This is a genomic window from Mesorhizobium muleiense (genome assembly GCF_900099905.1).
In the GTDB taxonomy this organism is placed as follows: Bacteria; Pseudomonadota; Alphaproteobacteria; order Rhizobiales; family Rhizobiaceae; genus Mesorhizobium; species Mesorhizobium muleiense.
The window spans coordinates 277,629-290,803 of the sequence record NZ_FNEE01000005.1; the positions used below are offsets into that span (position 1 = coordinate 277,629).

At 64.1% G+C, this 13,175-nt stretch carries 13 protein-coding genes; 10 read left to right on the forward strand and 3 right to left on the reverse strand.

The annotated features are described in order from the left end of the window. Positions 1 to 11: 11 nt before the first annotated feature. The 8 genes from BLT09_RS12700 to BLT09_RS12735 all read left to right on the forward strand — a co-directional run bounded on the left by BLT09_RS12700 (position 12) and on the right by BLT09_RS12735 (position 7,057). Positions 12 to 659 (forward strand): thiamine phosphate synthase, encoded by a 648-nt coding sequence (locus BLT09_RS12700; RefSeq protein WP_091593557.1) that lies wholly within the window; start codon positions 12 to 14, stop codon positions 657 to 659. 1 nt (position 660) lies between these two features. Further along, positions 661 to 1,692 carry a tetratricopeptide repeat protein gene (locus BLT09_RS12705; protein WP_091593439.1) on the forward strand — a complete coding sequence of 344 codons (1,032 nt, stop codon included), beginning with the start codon at positions 661 to 663 and terminating at the stop codon, positions 1,690 to 1,692. A gap of 204 nt (positions 1,693 to 1,896) precedes the next feature. Beyond that, positions 1,897 to 2,463, forward strand: coding sequence for an elongation factor P (gene efp / locus BLT09_RS12710; protein WP_023800001.1), 567 nt, complete (start codon positions 1,897 to 1,899; stop codon positions 2,461 to 2,463). A gap of 138 nt (positions 2,464 to 2,601) precedes the next feature. Continuing rightward, positions 2,602 to 3,402 carry an inositol monophosphatase family protein gene (locus BLT09_RS12715; protein WP_023800002.1) on the forward strand — a complete coding sequence of 267 codons (801 nt, stop codon included), beginning with the start codon at positions 2,602 to 2,604 and terminating at the stop codon, positions 3,400 to 3,402. A 124-nt stretch (positions 3,403 to 3,526) separates the two neighbouring features. Further along, positions 3,527 to 4,234 (forward strand): PAQR family membrane homeostasis protein TrhA, encoded by a 708-nt coding sequence (trhA, locus tag BLT09_RS12720; RefSeq protein WP_091593441.1) that lies wholly within the window; start codon positions 3,527 to 3,529, stop codon positions 4,232 to 4,234. A 121-nt stretch (positions 4,235 to 4,355) separates the two neighbouring features. Further along, the gene (locus tag BLT09_RS12725; RefSeq protein WP_091593443.1) at positions 4,356 to 5,381 is read left to right on the forward strand and encodes a MotA/TolQ/ExbB proton channel family protein; all 1,026 of its coding nucleotides are present in this window, start codon (positions 4,356 to 4,358) and stop codon (positions 5,379 to 5,381) included. Between the two features lies 1 nt (position 5,382). Next, positions 5,383 to 6,414: a peptidoglycan -binding protein gene (locus BLT09_RS12730; protein ID WP_023800005.1), complete on the forward strand. Its 1,032-nt coding sequence runs from the start codon at positions 5,383 to 5,385 to the stop codon at positions 6,412 to 6,414. Between the two features lie 229 nt (positions 6,415 to 6,643). Then, positions 6,644 to 7,057, forward strand: coding sequence for a hypothetical protein (locus tag BLT09_RS12735; RefSeq protein ID WP_091593445.1), 414 nt, complete (start codon positions 6,644 to 6,646; stop codon positions 7,055 to 7,057). A gap of 212 nt (positions 7,058 to 7,269) precedes the next feature. Here the strand turns inward: BLT09_RS12735 and BLT09_RS12745 are convergent, their stop codons facing one another. Beyond that, positions 7,270 to 8,187 carry a LysR family transcriptional regulator gene (locus tag BLT09_RS12745; protein WP_091593559.1) on the reverse strand — a complete coding sequence of 306 codons (918 nt, stop codon included), beginning with the start codon at positions 8,185 to 8,187 and terminating at the stop codon, positions 7,270 to 7,272. Between the two features lie 98 nt (positions 8,188 to 8,285). Between BLT09_RS12745 and BLT09_RS12750 the strand changes: the two genes are divergently transcribed. Continuing rightward, complete coding sequence (locus BLT09_RS12750) at positions 8,286 to 9,035, forward strand: sulfite exporter TauE/SafE family protein (protein ID WP_413468413.1); 750 nt, start codon at positions 8,286 to 8,288, stop codon at positions 9,033 to 9,035. Between the two features lie 184 nt (positions 9,036 to 9,219). Here BLT09_RS12750 and BLT09_RS12755 read toward each other — a convergent pair whose 3' ends face one another. Beyond that, a complete protein-coding gene (locus BLT09_RS12755) occupies positions 9,220 to 9,573 on the reverse strand; it encodes a DUF1304 domain-containing protein (RefSeq protein ID WP_091593453.1) in 354 nt (117 codons plus the stop codon). Between the two features lie 188 nt (positions 9,574 to 9,761). On the opposite strand from BLT09_RS12755, the gene BLT09_RS12760 reads away from it, so the two are divergent. Then, on the forward strand, positions 9,762 to 11,261 hold the full coding sequence (locus tag BLT09_RS12760; RefSeq protein WP_091593454.1) for a carboxypeptidase M32: 1,500 nt from the start codon (positions 9,762 to 9,764) through the stop codon (positions 11,259 to 11,261). Between the two features lie 93 nt (positions 11,262 to 11,354). Here BLT09_RS12760 and BLT09_RS12765 read toward each other — a convergent pair whose 3' ends face one another. Further along, positions 11,355 to 13,157 carry an ABC transporter transmembrane domain-containing protein gene (locus BLT09_RS12765; RefSeq protein WP_091593456.1) on the reverse strand — a complete coding sequence of 601 codons (1,803 nt, stop codon included), beginning with the start codon at positions 13,155 to 13,157 and terminating at the stop codon, positions 11,355 to 11,357. Positions 13,158 to 13,175 lie beyond the last annotated feature (18 nt).

The window sequence follows — 13,175 nt, forward strand, 5'->3', positions numbered from 1 at the left end:
GTCAAAAACCTATGAACGACGCAACGCCTCCAAATCGCTGCCGCATCGTGCTGATCGCGCCGCCCGGCATGCCGGCTGAGCACATCGGCGCGGCGTTCGAGGGCGGCGACGTCGCCTCGCTGATCCTGCCCGAAAACGACATGGACGAAGCCTCCTTCCAGGCCTTCGCCGAACAGATCGTGCCGGCGGCGCAAGCGGCAGGCATCGCTGTCATCATTGCCGGCGACACCCGCATCGCCGGCCGCGTCCAGGCCGATGGCCTTCATGTCGAGGCCGGCAAGGCCGAACTCGCCGAGACGATCGAGCGTTTCCAGGCAAAAATGATGGTCGGCACCGGCGGCGCCAAGACCCGCGACGATGCGCTGGAACTCGGCGAACTCAGGCCCGACTACATCTTCTTCGGCCGCTTCGGCTACGACAACAAGCCGGAGCCGCACCCACGCAACCTGTCGCTGGGGCAATGGTGGGCGGATGTGATCCAGATCCCTTGCATCGTCATGGCCGGGTCCGACATCACTTCGGTGGAAGCGGTGGCTGCCACCGGCGCCGAATTCGTGGCGCTGTCCAGCGCCGTCTTTGCCGAGGGCATCGACCCAAAGATGGCAGTCGCCAGCGCCAACGCGCTGCTCGACGAAACCGCGCCGCGTTTCGAGGACTGACGTGCCCGCGCCGACAATCCTTTTCAGTGCTTTGCTTGCGCAGCTCACGGTGCAGGTCGCCGTGGCGGAAACCGTCCCATTGCCGCAACCGAAGCCCGACACCGCTGCAAGCACGGACAAGCCGATCGCCACGCCGCTGCCGCAGCCCGCCACCACGGCGCCGCTGCCGTCGGCCGACGCCATCAATCCCGACCGCTTCGGTGCAAAGCCGTCGGATTCTGCCTATGGCGCCTTCCAGCGCGGCCTTTACAAGACGGCCTACAACCTCGCTCTGGTTCGCGCCCAGAACGGCGATCCGGCGGCGCAGACGTTGATCGCCGAGATATTGTCGCGCGGCCTTGGCGTGCCGGTCGACGCGGCGGAGGCGGCCAAGTGGTACGCGCTTGCCGCCGAGCAGGGGATACCGGAATCGCAGTTCCAATATGCGCTGATGCTGCTCGACGGCCGCTACGTCAAGAAGGACGAGAAAGGGGCTTACGCGCTGATGCAGGCCGCCGCCGAGGCCGGCAACCGTCTGGCGCAGTTCAATTTCGCGCAGCTGCTGGTGCGGCAGGACCCCGGCGATGCCGGCATCGCAAAGGCCGTGTCCTATTATCAGCGCGCCGCCGCGACCGGCCTTGCCGACGCGCAATATGCGTTGGCGCAGGTCTATGCCAATGGCGTCGGCGGCAAGCTGCGCGACGATGCCCAGGCGCGCGGCCTGCTGGCGCAGGCAGCAAGGCAGAACTACGATACGGCGCAGATCGATCTCGCTGCCTGGATGATCGAGGGACGCGGTGGCGCCCGCGACCTGAAGTCCGGCTTCGGCTGGATGAAACAGGCCGCCGAGGGCGGCAATGTCGCCGCCCAGAACCGCCTCGCCAAGCTTTACATGGGCGGCATCGGCACCGATCCGGATCCGATCCTTGCCGGCGCCTGGTACGTCGTCGCACGGCGCGCCGGGCTGATCGATCCGGAGATGGACGATTTTCTGCAGGGCCTGACCGACGACCAGACCAAGCAGTTGCTGCAGAAGGCCAACCGCCTGCCGTAAAGCGTCGCGGACAGTGAATATCGGGCAGCGGATGCTGACGAGGGAATGGCTCCGCCTCCCCCACTCCTCTCATGCCACCCCTTGCCCGCTCCCCCTCTTGCCCACTCCCCCCTCTTGCCCAATCCCTTGCCTCTCCTGGCGATTTGTGGTCTTGGAGGCGCCAAATCGCTTTCGTCGCGAAATCTCATTCCGGATCACATCATCATGGCCAAGATCAATGGCAACGAAATCCGTCCCGGCAACGTCATCGAGCACGATGGCGGCCTGTGGGTGGCGGTCAGAACCAACGCTGTCAAACCAGGCAAGGGCGGCGCCTATAACCAGGTCGAGCTGAAGAACCTGATCAACGGCACCAAGCTCAATGAGCGTTTCCGCTCGGCCGAGACAGTCGAGCAGATCCGACTGGAGATGAAGGATTTCTCCTTCCTCTACGAACAGGGCGAAGCGCTGGTGTTCATGGACACCGAAAGCTACGAGCAGCTTGAATTGCAAAAGGATTTCGTCGGCGATCGCGCTGCCTTTCTGCAGGACGGCATGATGGTGACGGTCCAGCTCTATGACGAAAGGCCGATCGGCATTTCGCTGCCCGACCAGGTGACGCTGACGATCACCGAGGCCGACCCGGTGGTGAAGGGCCAGACCGCCGCCTCGTCCTATAAGCCGGCGATGCTGGAAAACGGCATTCGCGTGCTGGTGCCGCCTTTCATCGGCTCGGGCGAGCGTATCATCGTCGACACCAACGAAATCACTTATGTGCGCCGCGCCGACTAAGGCATGATCCCAAAAAGTTGCAGACTTTTTTGGACAAGATCATGTCTCAAAGCAAATAGCATCATCCCAAAAAGTTGCAGACTTTTTGGATAAGATCATGCCTCAAGGCAAATAGGCGCAGCGGCAGGAAGAAGAGCAATGGCGCGTTCCGCGATCCTCAATGTCATGGTCCAGGCCGCTATGAAGGCCGGCCGCTCGCTGTCGCGGGATTTCGGCGAAGTGCAGAACCTGCAGGTCTCGATGAAGGGGCCGGGCGACTATGTCAGCCAGGCCGACCGCAAGGCAGAAGAAATCCTCTTCACCGAGCTGTCGAAGGCGCGGCCGGGCTATGCCTTCCTGATGGAGGAGCGCGGCCTGATCGAAGGCGACGACAGCCAGCACCGCTGGATCGTCGACCCGCTCGACGGAACCACCAATTTCCTGCACGGCATTCCGCTCTTCGCCATCTCGATCGCGCTGGAGCGCCAGGGCCAGATCGTCGCCGGTGTCGTCTACAATCCGGCGATGGACGAACTCTACACCGCCGAGCGCGGTGGCGGCGCATTCATGAACGACCGCCGGCTGCGGGTTGCCGGTCGCACCAAGCTGATCGACACGGTGATCGGCTGCGGCGTGCCGCATCTCGGCCGCGGCCAACATGGCAATTTCCTGATTGAGCTGCGCAACGTGATGGCCGAAGTTTCGGGCGTGCGCCGCCTCGGCTCCGCCTCGCTCGATCTCGCCTACGTCGCTGCCGGCCGCATGGACGGGTTCTGGGAAACCGGCCTGTCGGCCTGGGACGTCGCCGCCGGCATCCTGCTGATCCGCGAGGCGGGCGGCTTCATCTCCGACTTCGCCGGCGGGCAGAACATGCTGGATGGCGGCTCGATCGTCGCCGGCAACGAGACCATCCAGCGTGCGCTGTTGAAGACCGTCAGGAAGCCGGTGACGCCGCGCTAGACCATGATCCCCGAAAAAGCATGAACCCGGACTTGGCGCGCTGAACCGCCGCAGTCGCAAAACCGCAACGAAAGCTTGAAATGCTGTCCGGCATGCGCCCAAATAGGCGGATGCAGGATCATTCATGACGCATATCGGCCCGAAATCCCAGATCGAGATACCCCAGATCGAAATCCCCTTCATGGGACGCTGGCACTATTCGCGCGCCGAAATGATCGCTGACGGCATCGTCCATGCGGTGGGCATCGTGCTCGCCATTGCTGCTGGCTCGACGGTGCTGGCGCTGGCTGCCTTCCATACAGGTCCGGGCGAATATATCGCCGCCGCTTTCTACGTGGTTTCGCTGCTCGCCGTGCTGTCGGTGTCGCTGGCCTATAATCTGTGGCCGGTGTCGTCGCCTGCCAAGTGGATATTGCGGCGCTTCGACCATGCCGCGATCTATCTGCTGATCGCCGCGACCTACACGCCTTTCCTCGCCCAGCTCGACGGTTCGTCGCTGGCCATCTCGATGATCGTCCTGGTCTGGGCCGCGGCAGCGATCGGCATCGCCATCAAAGTGCTTCTTCCCGGTCGCTTCGACCGGCTGGCGATCGTCTTCTATCTCGCCATCGGCTGGAGCGGCATCGTTCTGGTCGAGCCGCTCGTCGAGACATTGCCGACGACATCGATCGCGCTGATCGTCGCCGGCGGCATCGTCTATTCCTGCGGCGTCATCTTCTTCGCCTGGAAGGGCCTGCGCTTCCACAATGCGCTGTGGCACGGCTTTGTCGTCACCGGCGCCGGCCTGCATCTTGCCGCCATGGTCGACTGCCTGGTCATCAACCGACCCTAACGCAATGGTCCGCTTGGCAATATTGCCAAGCGCCATTCAATTTGGTCACAATTGCGTTTAGAGTCGCCGTCAAACGTGAATTGGCGGCGGCGGCGGCGGCGGCATCGGAAACGGGGCACGGATGGCTTTACTCAAATCCTTCGGCATGGGCAGGCGCTCCGACGTGCTGATGTACGATCCGCACAAATTGTCGAGCCCGCAGGTCTTTCTCCTGACCATGGTCATCTTCCTGATGATCGTCGCTTTCATCGCCGCCATCCTGACCCGTCAGATCTCGACTGCCTTTGCCACCAATCCCGGTCTCAACGGCCTGATCGTCGGCGTGCTTGCGGTCGGCATCCTGCTGGCCTTCGCGCAGGTCGGCCGGCTGTTTCGCGAAGTGCGCTGGGTCAACTCTTTTCGGGCCGGCTCCGAAACCACCGAACCGGTGCTGCTGGCGCCGATGAAGGCGATGATCGGCCGCTCGCCGACGATCGCCTTCTCGACCAGCTCAATGCGCACCATGCTCGATTCGATCGCCACCCGCCTCGACGAAAGCCGCGACACCTCGCGCTATCTTGTCGGGCTGCTGGTATTCCTTGGTCTGCTTGGCACCTTCTGGGGCCTGCTCAACACGATCGGCTCGATCCGCGAAACCATCGATTCGCTCGATCCCGGCACCGGCGATGCCGCCGCCGTGCTCGAATCCCTGAAGGCCGGACTTTCCGCGCCGCTGGCCGGCATGGGCACCGCCTTCTCGTCCTCGCTGTTCGGCCTGTCCGGTTCCCTGGTGCTCGGCTTCCTCGACCTGCAGGCTGGCCGCGCCCAGACACGCTTCTACACCGAGCTCGAAAACTGGCTGTCCTCGGTCACCGACCTGTCCTCCGACATCGTCGTCGCCGAACCGCCCAGGGCCGAGTCCTCCGACGAGATCCGCGTCCTGTCGGAAAGACTGCGCAGCATGCAAGAGAACGGCGGCGGCGCCAATCCGCGTGTCGCCACCGCCATGGCCAACCTTGCCGACGGCATTTCGGGTCTGGTCAAGAACATGCGCTCGGAGCAGCAGATCATGCGCGACTGGGTCGAGGCCCAGTCGGACGAGCAGAAGGCGATGCGCAACACTCTGGAGAAGATCGCCGACGCCTTGAAGAAGACTGGAGTCCATTAGCATGGCTCTCGCCAGGAGCCGGCGTGCCGATCGCCGTATCGATTACTGGCCGGGCTTCGTCGACGCGCTGTCGACGTTGCTGCTCGCGATCATGTTCCTGCTTACCGTCTTCGTGCTGGCGCAGTTCCTGCTCGGCCGCGAAATCTCCGGCAAGGACACGGTGCTCAACCGCCTCAATTCGCAGATCAACGAACTGACCCAGCTTCTGGCGCTGGAGCGTTCGACAACGCAGGACAAGGAAGATTCGCTCGCCAATTTGCAGGCGTCGCTGTCGGCGTCGGAGGCGGAAAAGAGCCGGCTCGAGCAATTGCTGGCGCAAGGCGCCGGTGCCGGCGACGCCGCCAACCAGCGGGCCACGGCGCTGTCGGGCGAACTCGACAACCAGCGCCAGATCAGCCAGCAGGCACTGAGCCAGGTTGAAATCCTCAACCAGCAGATCTCGGCGCTGCGCAGGCAGATCGGAGCACTCGAAGAAGCGCTCAACGTGTCCGAAGCGCGCGATCGCGAGTCCAACACCAAGATCGCCGATCTCGGCCGCCGCCTGAACGTCGCGCTGGCGCAACGTGTGCAGGAACTGAACCGCTACCGGTCCGACTTCTTCGGGCGCCTGCGCGAAATCCTCGCCGACCGCGAGAACATCCGCATCGTCGGCGACCGCTTCGTCTTCCAGTCGGAAGTGCTTTTCCCGACAGGCTCCGAAGTGATCAACGATGCCGGCAAGGACGAGATGAAGAAGCTCGCCGACGCCATCATCGACCTGCAGAAGGAGATCCCGCCGGAGATCAACTGGGTGCTGCGCGTCGACGGCCACACCGATGACAAGCCGCTGTCGGGCACCGGCCGCTACCGCGACAATTGGGAATTGTCGACGGCGCGCTCGACCTCGGTGGTGAAGTTCCTGATCGAAAACGGCGTGCCGGCCAACCGCCTGGTTGCCGCCGGCTTCGGCGAATTCCAGCCGCTCGACCCCGCCGATACCGAAGACGCGCGCAACAAGAACCGCCGCATCGAGCTGAAACTGACCGAGCGCTGATCGCCCCGGCTCCAGGCGGCGGCCGCACTTAGGGCGGCGATGCAGGCCAGCAAGGCCTGAAAAGATTACCTTTTTTTGATTACACTTTGCCGAGGATCGCTCCTAGCTATGTCATGGGGCCGAGAACCGCCGGCGGTGGAAGCGTCCAATGCGACCCGACGGAACCGACGGCCCACGGCCGGAAGGTGGCCCTCCCAATCGCCGCCTCCCCTGTAAAAGGAGACGCAACATGCGCTCTTTCACTCCCAAGACCCTCAGGCCCAAAACCCTTAAGACTGCAACGCTCGCCGCACTTCTCGTCACCGTTCCGTTTGCTGGTGCCTACGCCGGCCCGCGTGAGACAGCTTTGATCAACCAGATAGAGAGCGTGGATACCGGTATCCAAGCCGCCATGCAGGCGAACAGGATCAAGCCGGACGAGGCACGTGGCTTGCGCACACAGGTCGGTCAACTTGATCGGGCCGCCCGGAGGGCCGCGCGAGATGGAACGATGCCGGCCACGCGATATCATCAAATGCTGACGCAGCTCGATCATGTGAGCCAGAGGCTGCGGGCTGCGACCGGCAGCGCCTTCCTCGTCGGCAGCGGCGGCGATGGCGGGTACTATCCGAACGGCTACGGCCCAAACTATCCAAAAGGCTGAAACCATTCAGTACAGCTCCACGGGTTTTCGGACGCGCAAAGGACGCGGAAGCAATTTGAGTTGCGCATGGTCCTTTTCCGTCCTTCGGTTTGGGATCATGCGCCGGTTGATCAAAACCTGACGCTTGGTGCCGATGCGAAATACCTGTTCCGACCCGTTGCTGACCTCCGGGGTCATAGAACGAATGGTCAGTTTCATTAAAAAACTTGACCTCAGGTCAACTCGCGCGGGCCATGGGAGTCGTGCGGACCGCTCGATGCTAGATGCTCGAAGAGGTCCAGCGCGGGCGGCGTCAACTCCTCCTGCGCGCGGACGCAGACCGACAGCCGGCGTGTCGCCCAGTCTTCGGCAAGGCGGACGGCCGCGATCTTTGCAGATCTGCCGCAGCGGCGCGCCGCCGTTTCGGGCACGATGCCGAGGCCGACACCAGCCGCCGCGATCTGGCAGATGCCCTCGAAGGTGCGTATCCGCAACCGCATCTTCAGCCTGACGCCCATCCTCGCGGCCTGGGCATCGATGTGGTCCTGCAGCGCGCCGCCCGCCAGACCGACAAAGTGCTGTTGCAGGATGTCCTCAAAAGCGACGCGCTTCTTCGCTGCCAGCGCGTGATCGCGCGGGACCACCACAACCAGCCGGTCGATGGCGAAGGGACGCAGGTGCAGGTCGCCAGTTTCGACCGCATCCGAAAGTATGCCGATCTCCACCAGTCCGGCCGCGACGGCTCCCGCGATCTCGATGCTTTGCCGTTCCTTCAGCTCGACATCGATCCGCGGATGGGCTGCCATCCAGATGCCGAGCCGTTGAGGTAGGAACTCGGTGAGGGCAGCCGTGTTCGCGGCAAGCCGGACGGTTGCCCGCAGGCCACTGGCATGCTCGCCGAGTTCGCCGCGCATCAGCGCCATCTGGCGTTGGATCACCCGGGCGTGATGCGCCAGCGCTTCGCCGGCCTCGGTCGGCGTGACGCCGCGGCGGCCACGCTCGAACAGCTTGACTTTGCCGGCAGCTTCCATGTCGCGCAGGCGCTCGCTGGCAGCCGGCAACGAAAGCCCGACATCCGCCGCTCCATGGGTGATGCTGCCGGCATCCACCACGGCGAGGAACAGGCGAAGGTCGGTCAGGTCGAAGCGCATGCGGACGAGGATATCCGACATCCAGCCTTCGGACCAGCCGAAGTCTGGCTGCGGATCATCCGCATTGTGACCGTCGCAAAATGCACTACCAGAAGGGTATTATGGACTTTTCACTTCTGCTCGTCGTCGCGGCAGCCGCGACCTTCTTTGCTGCCGGCATCGTCAAGGGCGTCACCGGCATGGGGCTGCCGACCGTCGCCATGGGCGTGCTCGGCGCGCTGATCTCTCCGCTGGCCGCGGCCAGCCTGCTGATCGTCCCGTCTTTCGTGACCAATGTCTGGCAGCTTTTGGCAGGTCCGAGCTTCGGCCTGCTCGCGCGCAGGCTCTGGCCGATGATACTGGCAGTCGCCGTGGGGACGATTGCCGGCTCGTCGCTGCTCACCAGCGGCGGCACCGTGCTCACAACAAGCGCGCTCGGCGCCGCTCTTGTCCTCTACGCCGCCTATACGCTCGCCGCTCGCCAGCTTCGCGTGCCGACGACCCTGGAACCGTGGCTGTCGCCCGTCATCGGAGCGGCAACCGGCGTGGTCACAGGGGGCACCGGTGTCTTCGTCATCCCGGCAGTGCCCTATCTTCAGGCGCTCGGTCTCGAGAAGGACGATCTGGTTCAGGCGCTCGGCCTGTCCTTTACCATCGCAACAATTGCTCTCGCGGCCGGGCTGGCATGGCGAGGCGCCTTTCAGATCGACAATCTCGCAATACCGGCGCTGGCGATCGTGCCAGCGCTCGCCGGCATGTGGACCGGGCAGATCGTCCGCAGCCGCGTCAGTCCGTCAACCTTCCGTCGTTGGTTCCTGATTTGTCTGCTCGCCCTCGGCACCGAAATGCTCGCGAGACCGTTTCTCTAAGCGCGGCAATCAGCAGCGATTTGGGTGCAATCGGTGGGATGATGGGTGGACGAGGGTTCGAGCTTCTTCATCGCGACTACGCCGCGAGCATCTAATCCCGCCAAGTGGGTGGAAGCGGCCATTCAGCTCTTTCGAATTAGACTTCCGCTCACCACCCTAAGCGGGCTTACGCCCCGGCGTCGGATTACTGGCTCAAAACGAGTGCGACCAGAGCAACTGCAGCGGGCACGGTTTGGACGTAGAGGATTTTCCTGCCGACCGTCGCCGCGCCGTAGAGGCCGGCGATGGCGACGCAGAGCAGGAAAAACACCTTGATCTGGAAACCGGCCGCGCCGAGGTAAAGCCCCCAGATCAGCCCGGCGGCGAGAAAGCCGTTGTAGAGTCCCTGGTTGGCCGCAAGCACTTTCGATGCGCTGGCGAATTCCGGCGTCAGTTTGAACGCCTTGTGGCCGCGCGGCGTGTCCCACAGCACCATCTCCAGATAGACGATGTAAAGGTGGATCAGCGCCACCAACCCGACCAGCACATTGGCGATCATGCTTCGTCTCCCCGATGCGACGCGCCGCCGCCTCGCGACATTGATCACGCACGCCACCGCTCCCGCAAGACCCATTGCAGCGTGCATCCTGGCCAGCAACCAATGTGCCATCGCGAACCGCCTTTCAGGGTTGCCAATATCAGCGCATTGGTATCTTTTCCCGCCGTTCAAATTCAGCGGAAGCCACCATGTCCTTTCAAAAACTCGACGACCTCGGCCACAAGCTTGAAGCACTGGAGCATGCGCTCGCCATTCTCGGCGCCGACGAGGCGACCCACATGGCCGTCGGCGGCGGCGAAAAGCGCGCCGAGGCGATGTCGGCGCTGGCCGGCATGCATCACGCCAGAGCGACAGCGCCGGAGATCGCCGACTGGATCGCAGCGGCCGAACAGGAAACGCTGAACGAAGAACAGCAGGCAGCGGTCAAGGAATTCCGACGGCAATACACCAACCTGACCTGCCTGCCGGTCGAATTCGTCGAGCGCCAAACCACCGCCCGGATGCGCTCCGAGCAGCTGTGGCGCGACTTGCGTGCAAAGAACGACTGGGCCGGCTTTTTGCCGGCGCTAGAAGGCGTCGTCGCACTGGTGCGCGAGGAAGCAGCCCTTCGCGCCGACGTGCTCGGCCTTGATCCCTACGACGCGCTGATGGAGCAGTACGATCCCGGCAACCGCGCCGCCGACATCACGCCGGTCTTCGCCGAGTTGAAGACGTTCCTGCGGGATTTCGTACCGGAGGCATTGGCGGTGCAGGATGAGCGGCTGGCGAAACATCCGCTAAAACCGCTTTCGGGCAGCTATGCGATCGAAAAGCAGCGCGAGCTTGGCCTCGCCATGATGGCGGCGGTCGGCTTCGATCTCACCCACGGCTCGCTGTCGGTATCGCATCATCCGTTCTGCGGCGGCGTGCCGAGCGACGTGCGCATCACCACCCGCTACAAGACCTCCGATTTCCTGTCGGCGCTGATGGGCGTGCTGCACGAGACCGGCCATGCGCTTTACGAGCAGAACCTGCCGCAGGCGTGGGCGCACTGGCCGCTAGGCAAGGCGCGCGGCATGGCTGTGCATGAAAGCCAGAGCCTGTTCGTCGAGAAGCAGATCGGCCGCAACCCCGAATTCTGGCGCTGGGCGCTGCCGGTGGTCGAAAAGCATCTCGGCGAGGCGTGGTCGATCGAAGACATCCTGCCGCACGTACACCGGGTCGAGCGCGGGCTGATCCGCGTCGACGCCGACGAGGTGACCTATCCGCTGCACGTCATCCTGCGCTACGAGCTGGAGCAGGAGCTTGTCTCGGGGCGGCTGGAGGCCGCCGACCTGCCGGAGGCCTGGGACGCCAAGATGCGCGACTATCTCGGCCTGTCGACCATCGACATCCCGGCCGACGGGCCGATGCAGGACGTGCACTGGCCGGGTGCTGCCTTCGGCTATTTTCCGTCTTATACACTTGGCGCGATGATGGCGGCGCAGCAATGGGCCGCCCTGACCAGAGACCATCCCTGCGCCGACGAAGATCTCGCCAAGGGAAATTTCGCGGCGATCAACGACTGGCGCCGGCAAAAGATCTGGTCGCAAGGCTCACGCTGGTCGACGCCCGACCTGCTCGAACGCGCCACCGGCGAGAAGCTCAACGCCACGCATTTCACCGAGCATTTGCGCAAGCGCTATGGGGAGGTGCTGAAGGGCGCCTGACATACCATTAAGCGCATCGAACGCGGCGGCACTTTCGTCACTGCCGACCAGCGCCGTTTGCAAAAGGCGAAGCCGTTTGGCAGCGTCGTCCTACTACTCCGCGGCGCCCCTGAAAGCGTTCGCCCCGGTTTCGAACTGCAGCTTGGCCAGCCGCGCATAGATGCCGCCCTTGGCGACGAGGCTCTGGTGGGTGCCTTCCTCGACGATGCAGCCGCCATCCATGACCAGGATCCGGTCGGCCTTCAGCACCGTCGCCAGCCGGTGGGCGATGACGATCGTCGTGCGGTCCTGCATCAGCCGCTCCAGCGCCGTCTGCACCAGCGTCTCGCTTTCGGCGTCCAGTGCCGAGGTTGCCTCGTCGAGCAGAAGGATCGGCGCATGGCGCAGTATCGCGCGGGCAATCGCCACGCGTTGGCGCTGGCCGCCGGACAAGGTCACGCCGCGCTCGCCGACCTGGCTGTCATAGCCTTTTTCGAGTTTCAGGATGAACTCGTCGGCAAGTGCATCCCTGGCCGCCGCCTCGATCTCGGCCTGGCTGGCGTCCGGACGGCCGAAGCCGATATTGTCGCGCGCGCTGGCCGCGAAGATGGTGACGTCCTGCGGCACGATGGCGATTCGCTCTCGGATGGCGACGGGGTCGGCCTCGCGCACATTGACGCCGTCGATCATGATCTTGCCGGTCTCGGGGTCGTAGAAGCGCAAAAGCAGCGAAAAGACGGTGCTCTTGCCAGCACCCGACGGGCCGACGATCGCCACCGTCTCGCCGGGCTTGACCTGGAAACTCAGGCCGTGGACGGCAGCGCGGTCGGGCCCGGCCGGATAGGAGAAGGACACATCGTCGAAACTGATTGCGCCTCTGGCCGTCGCCGGCAGCAGTTTCGGATGCGCCGGGGCCTGGATCGCGGGCGTCTCGGCCAGGATCTCGGTCAGCCGTTCGGCAGCACCGGCGGCTTGAGAAAGCTCGCCCCACACTTCCGAGAGCGCGCCAAGCGCGCCGGCGGCGAACACCGAATAGAGCAGGAATTGGCCGAGCGTGCCCGGCGACAGCGTGCCGTCGAGCACGTCGCGCGAACCGAACCACAGCACCGCCACCACCGAGGAAAAGATCATGAATATGGCGAAGAAGGTGAGGAAGGAGCGGGCAAAGATCGAGGATCGCGCCGCCGCGAAAGCGGCTTCCACGGCAGCTGAAAAATGCCCGGTGACCAGCTTCTCATTGGTGAAGGCCTGCAGCGTGCGCACCGCGCCGATCTGCTCGCTGGCGTAGGCCGTGGCGTCGGCCAGCGTGTCCTGCGCCAGCCGCGATTTTCGCCGCACCGAGCGGCCGAAGGCGACCAGCGGCAGCACGATCACCGGGATGGCGGCGATGACGAGGCCCGACAGTTTCGGGCTGGTGAAGACCATCATAGCCACGGCGCCAAGCCCAAGAATGACGTTGCGCAGCGCTACCGATGCGGTGGCACCGACCGCCGACTTGACCTGCGTCGTGTCGGCGGCGAGCCGCGAGACGATCTCGCCCGACTGTGCGGTATCGAAAAAGGATGGCGACAGCGTCGTGACATGGCGGAAGACGTCGCTGCGGATGTCGGCGACGACGCGCTCGCCCAGCGTGATGACGAAATAATAGCGGCTGGCCGACGCCGCAGCGAGCAAGGCAGCCATCACCACGAGCATGGCGAAATACTCGGCGATGAAAATGGAATCGGAAGCGGAAAAGCCATGGTCGATCATGCGCCGCACGGCCAGCGGCAACGCCAGCGTCGTCGCCGCAGCAACGGTCAGCGAGACGACCGCGCCAATGACCATTTTCCGGTAGCGGGTGATGTAGGGGAACAGGCGCCGCAGCGGCTTGAGCGAGCGCCTACGCTCGTCTGCATCGCCGCTGGTGTGCGCCATGACCGTTTCCTCTGGCCG

What these genes read in the sequence shown, in the direction of transcription:
- BLT09_RS12730 (WP_023800005.1), top strand. Translation starts at nt 5,383, where the DNA reads ATGGCTCTCGCCAGGAGCCGGCGTGCCGATCGCCGTATCGATTACTGG.
- BLT09_RS12760 (WP_091593454.1), top strand. Translation starts at nt 9,762, where the DNA reads ATGTCCTTTCAAAAACTCGACGACCTCGGCCACAAGCTTGAAGCACTG.
- BLT09_RS12765 (WP_091593456.1), bottom strand. Translation starts at nt 13,157, where the DNA reads ATGGCGCACACCAGCGGCGATGCAGACGAGCGTAGGCGCTCGCTCAAG.
- trhA (WP_091593441.1), top strand. Translation starts at nt 3,527, where the DNA reads ATGACGCATATCGGCCCGAAATCCCAGATCGAGATACCCCAGATCGAA.
- BLT09_RS12725 (WP_091593443.1), top strand. Translation starts at nt 4,356, where the DNA reads ATGGCTTTACTCAAATCCTTCGGCATGGGCAGGCGCTCCGACGTGCTG.
- BLT09_RS12735 (WP_091593445.1), top strand. Translation starts at nt 6,644, where the DNA reads ATGCGCTCTTTCACTCCCAAGACCCTCAGGCCCAAAACCCTTAAGACT.
- BLT09_RS12755 (WP_091593453.1), bottom strand. Translation starts at nt 9,573, where the DNA reads ATGATCGCCAATGTGCTGGTCGGGTTGGTGGCGCTGATCCACCTTTAC.
- efp (WP_023800001.1), top strand. Translation starts at nt 1,897, where the DNA reads ATGGCCAAGATCAATGGCAACGAAATCCGTCCCGGCAACGTCATCGAG.
- BLT09_RS12700 (WP_091593557.1), top strand. Translation starts at nt 12, where the DNA reads ATGAACGACGCAACGCCTCCAAATCGCTGCCGCATCGTGCTGATCGCG.
- BLT09_RS12715 (WP_023800002.1), top strand. Translation starts at nt 2,602, where the DNA reads ATGGCGCGTTCCGCGATCCTCAATGTCATGGTCCAGGCCGCTATGAAG.
- BLT09_RS12745 (WP_091593559.1), bottom strand. Translation starts at nt 8,187, where the DNA reads ATGCGCTTCGACCTGACCGACCTTCGCCTGTTCCTCGCCGTGGTGGAT.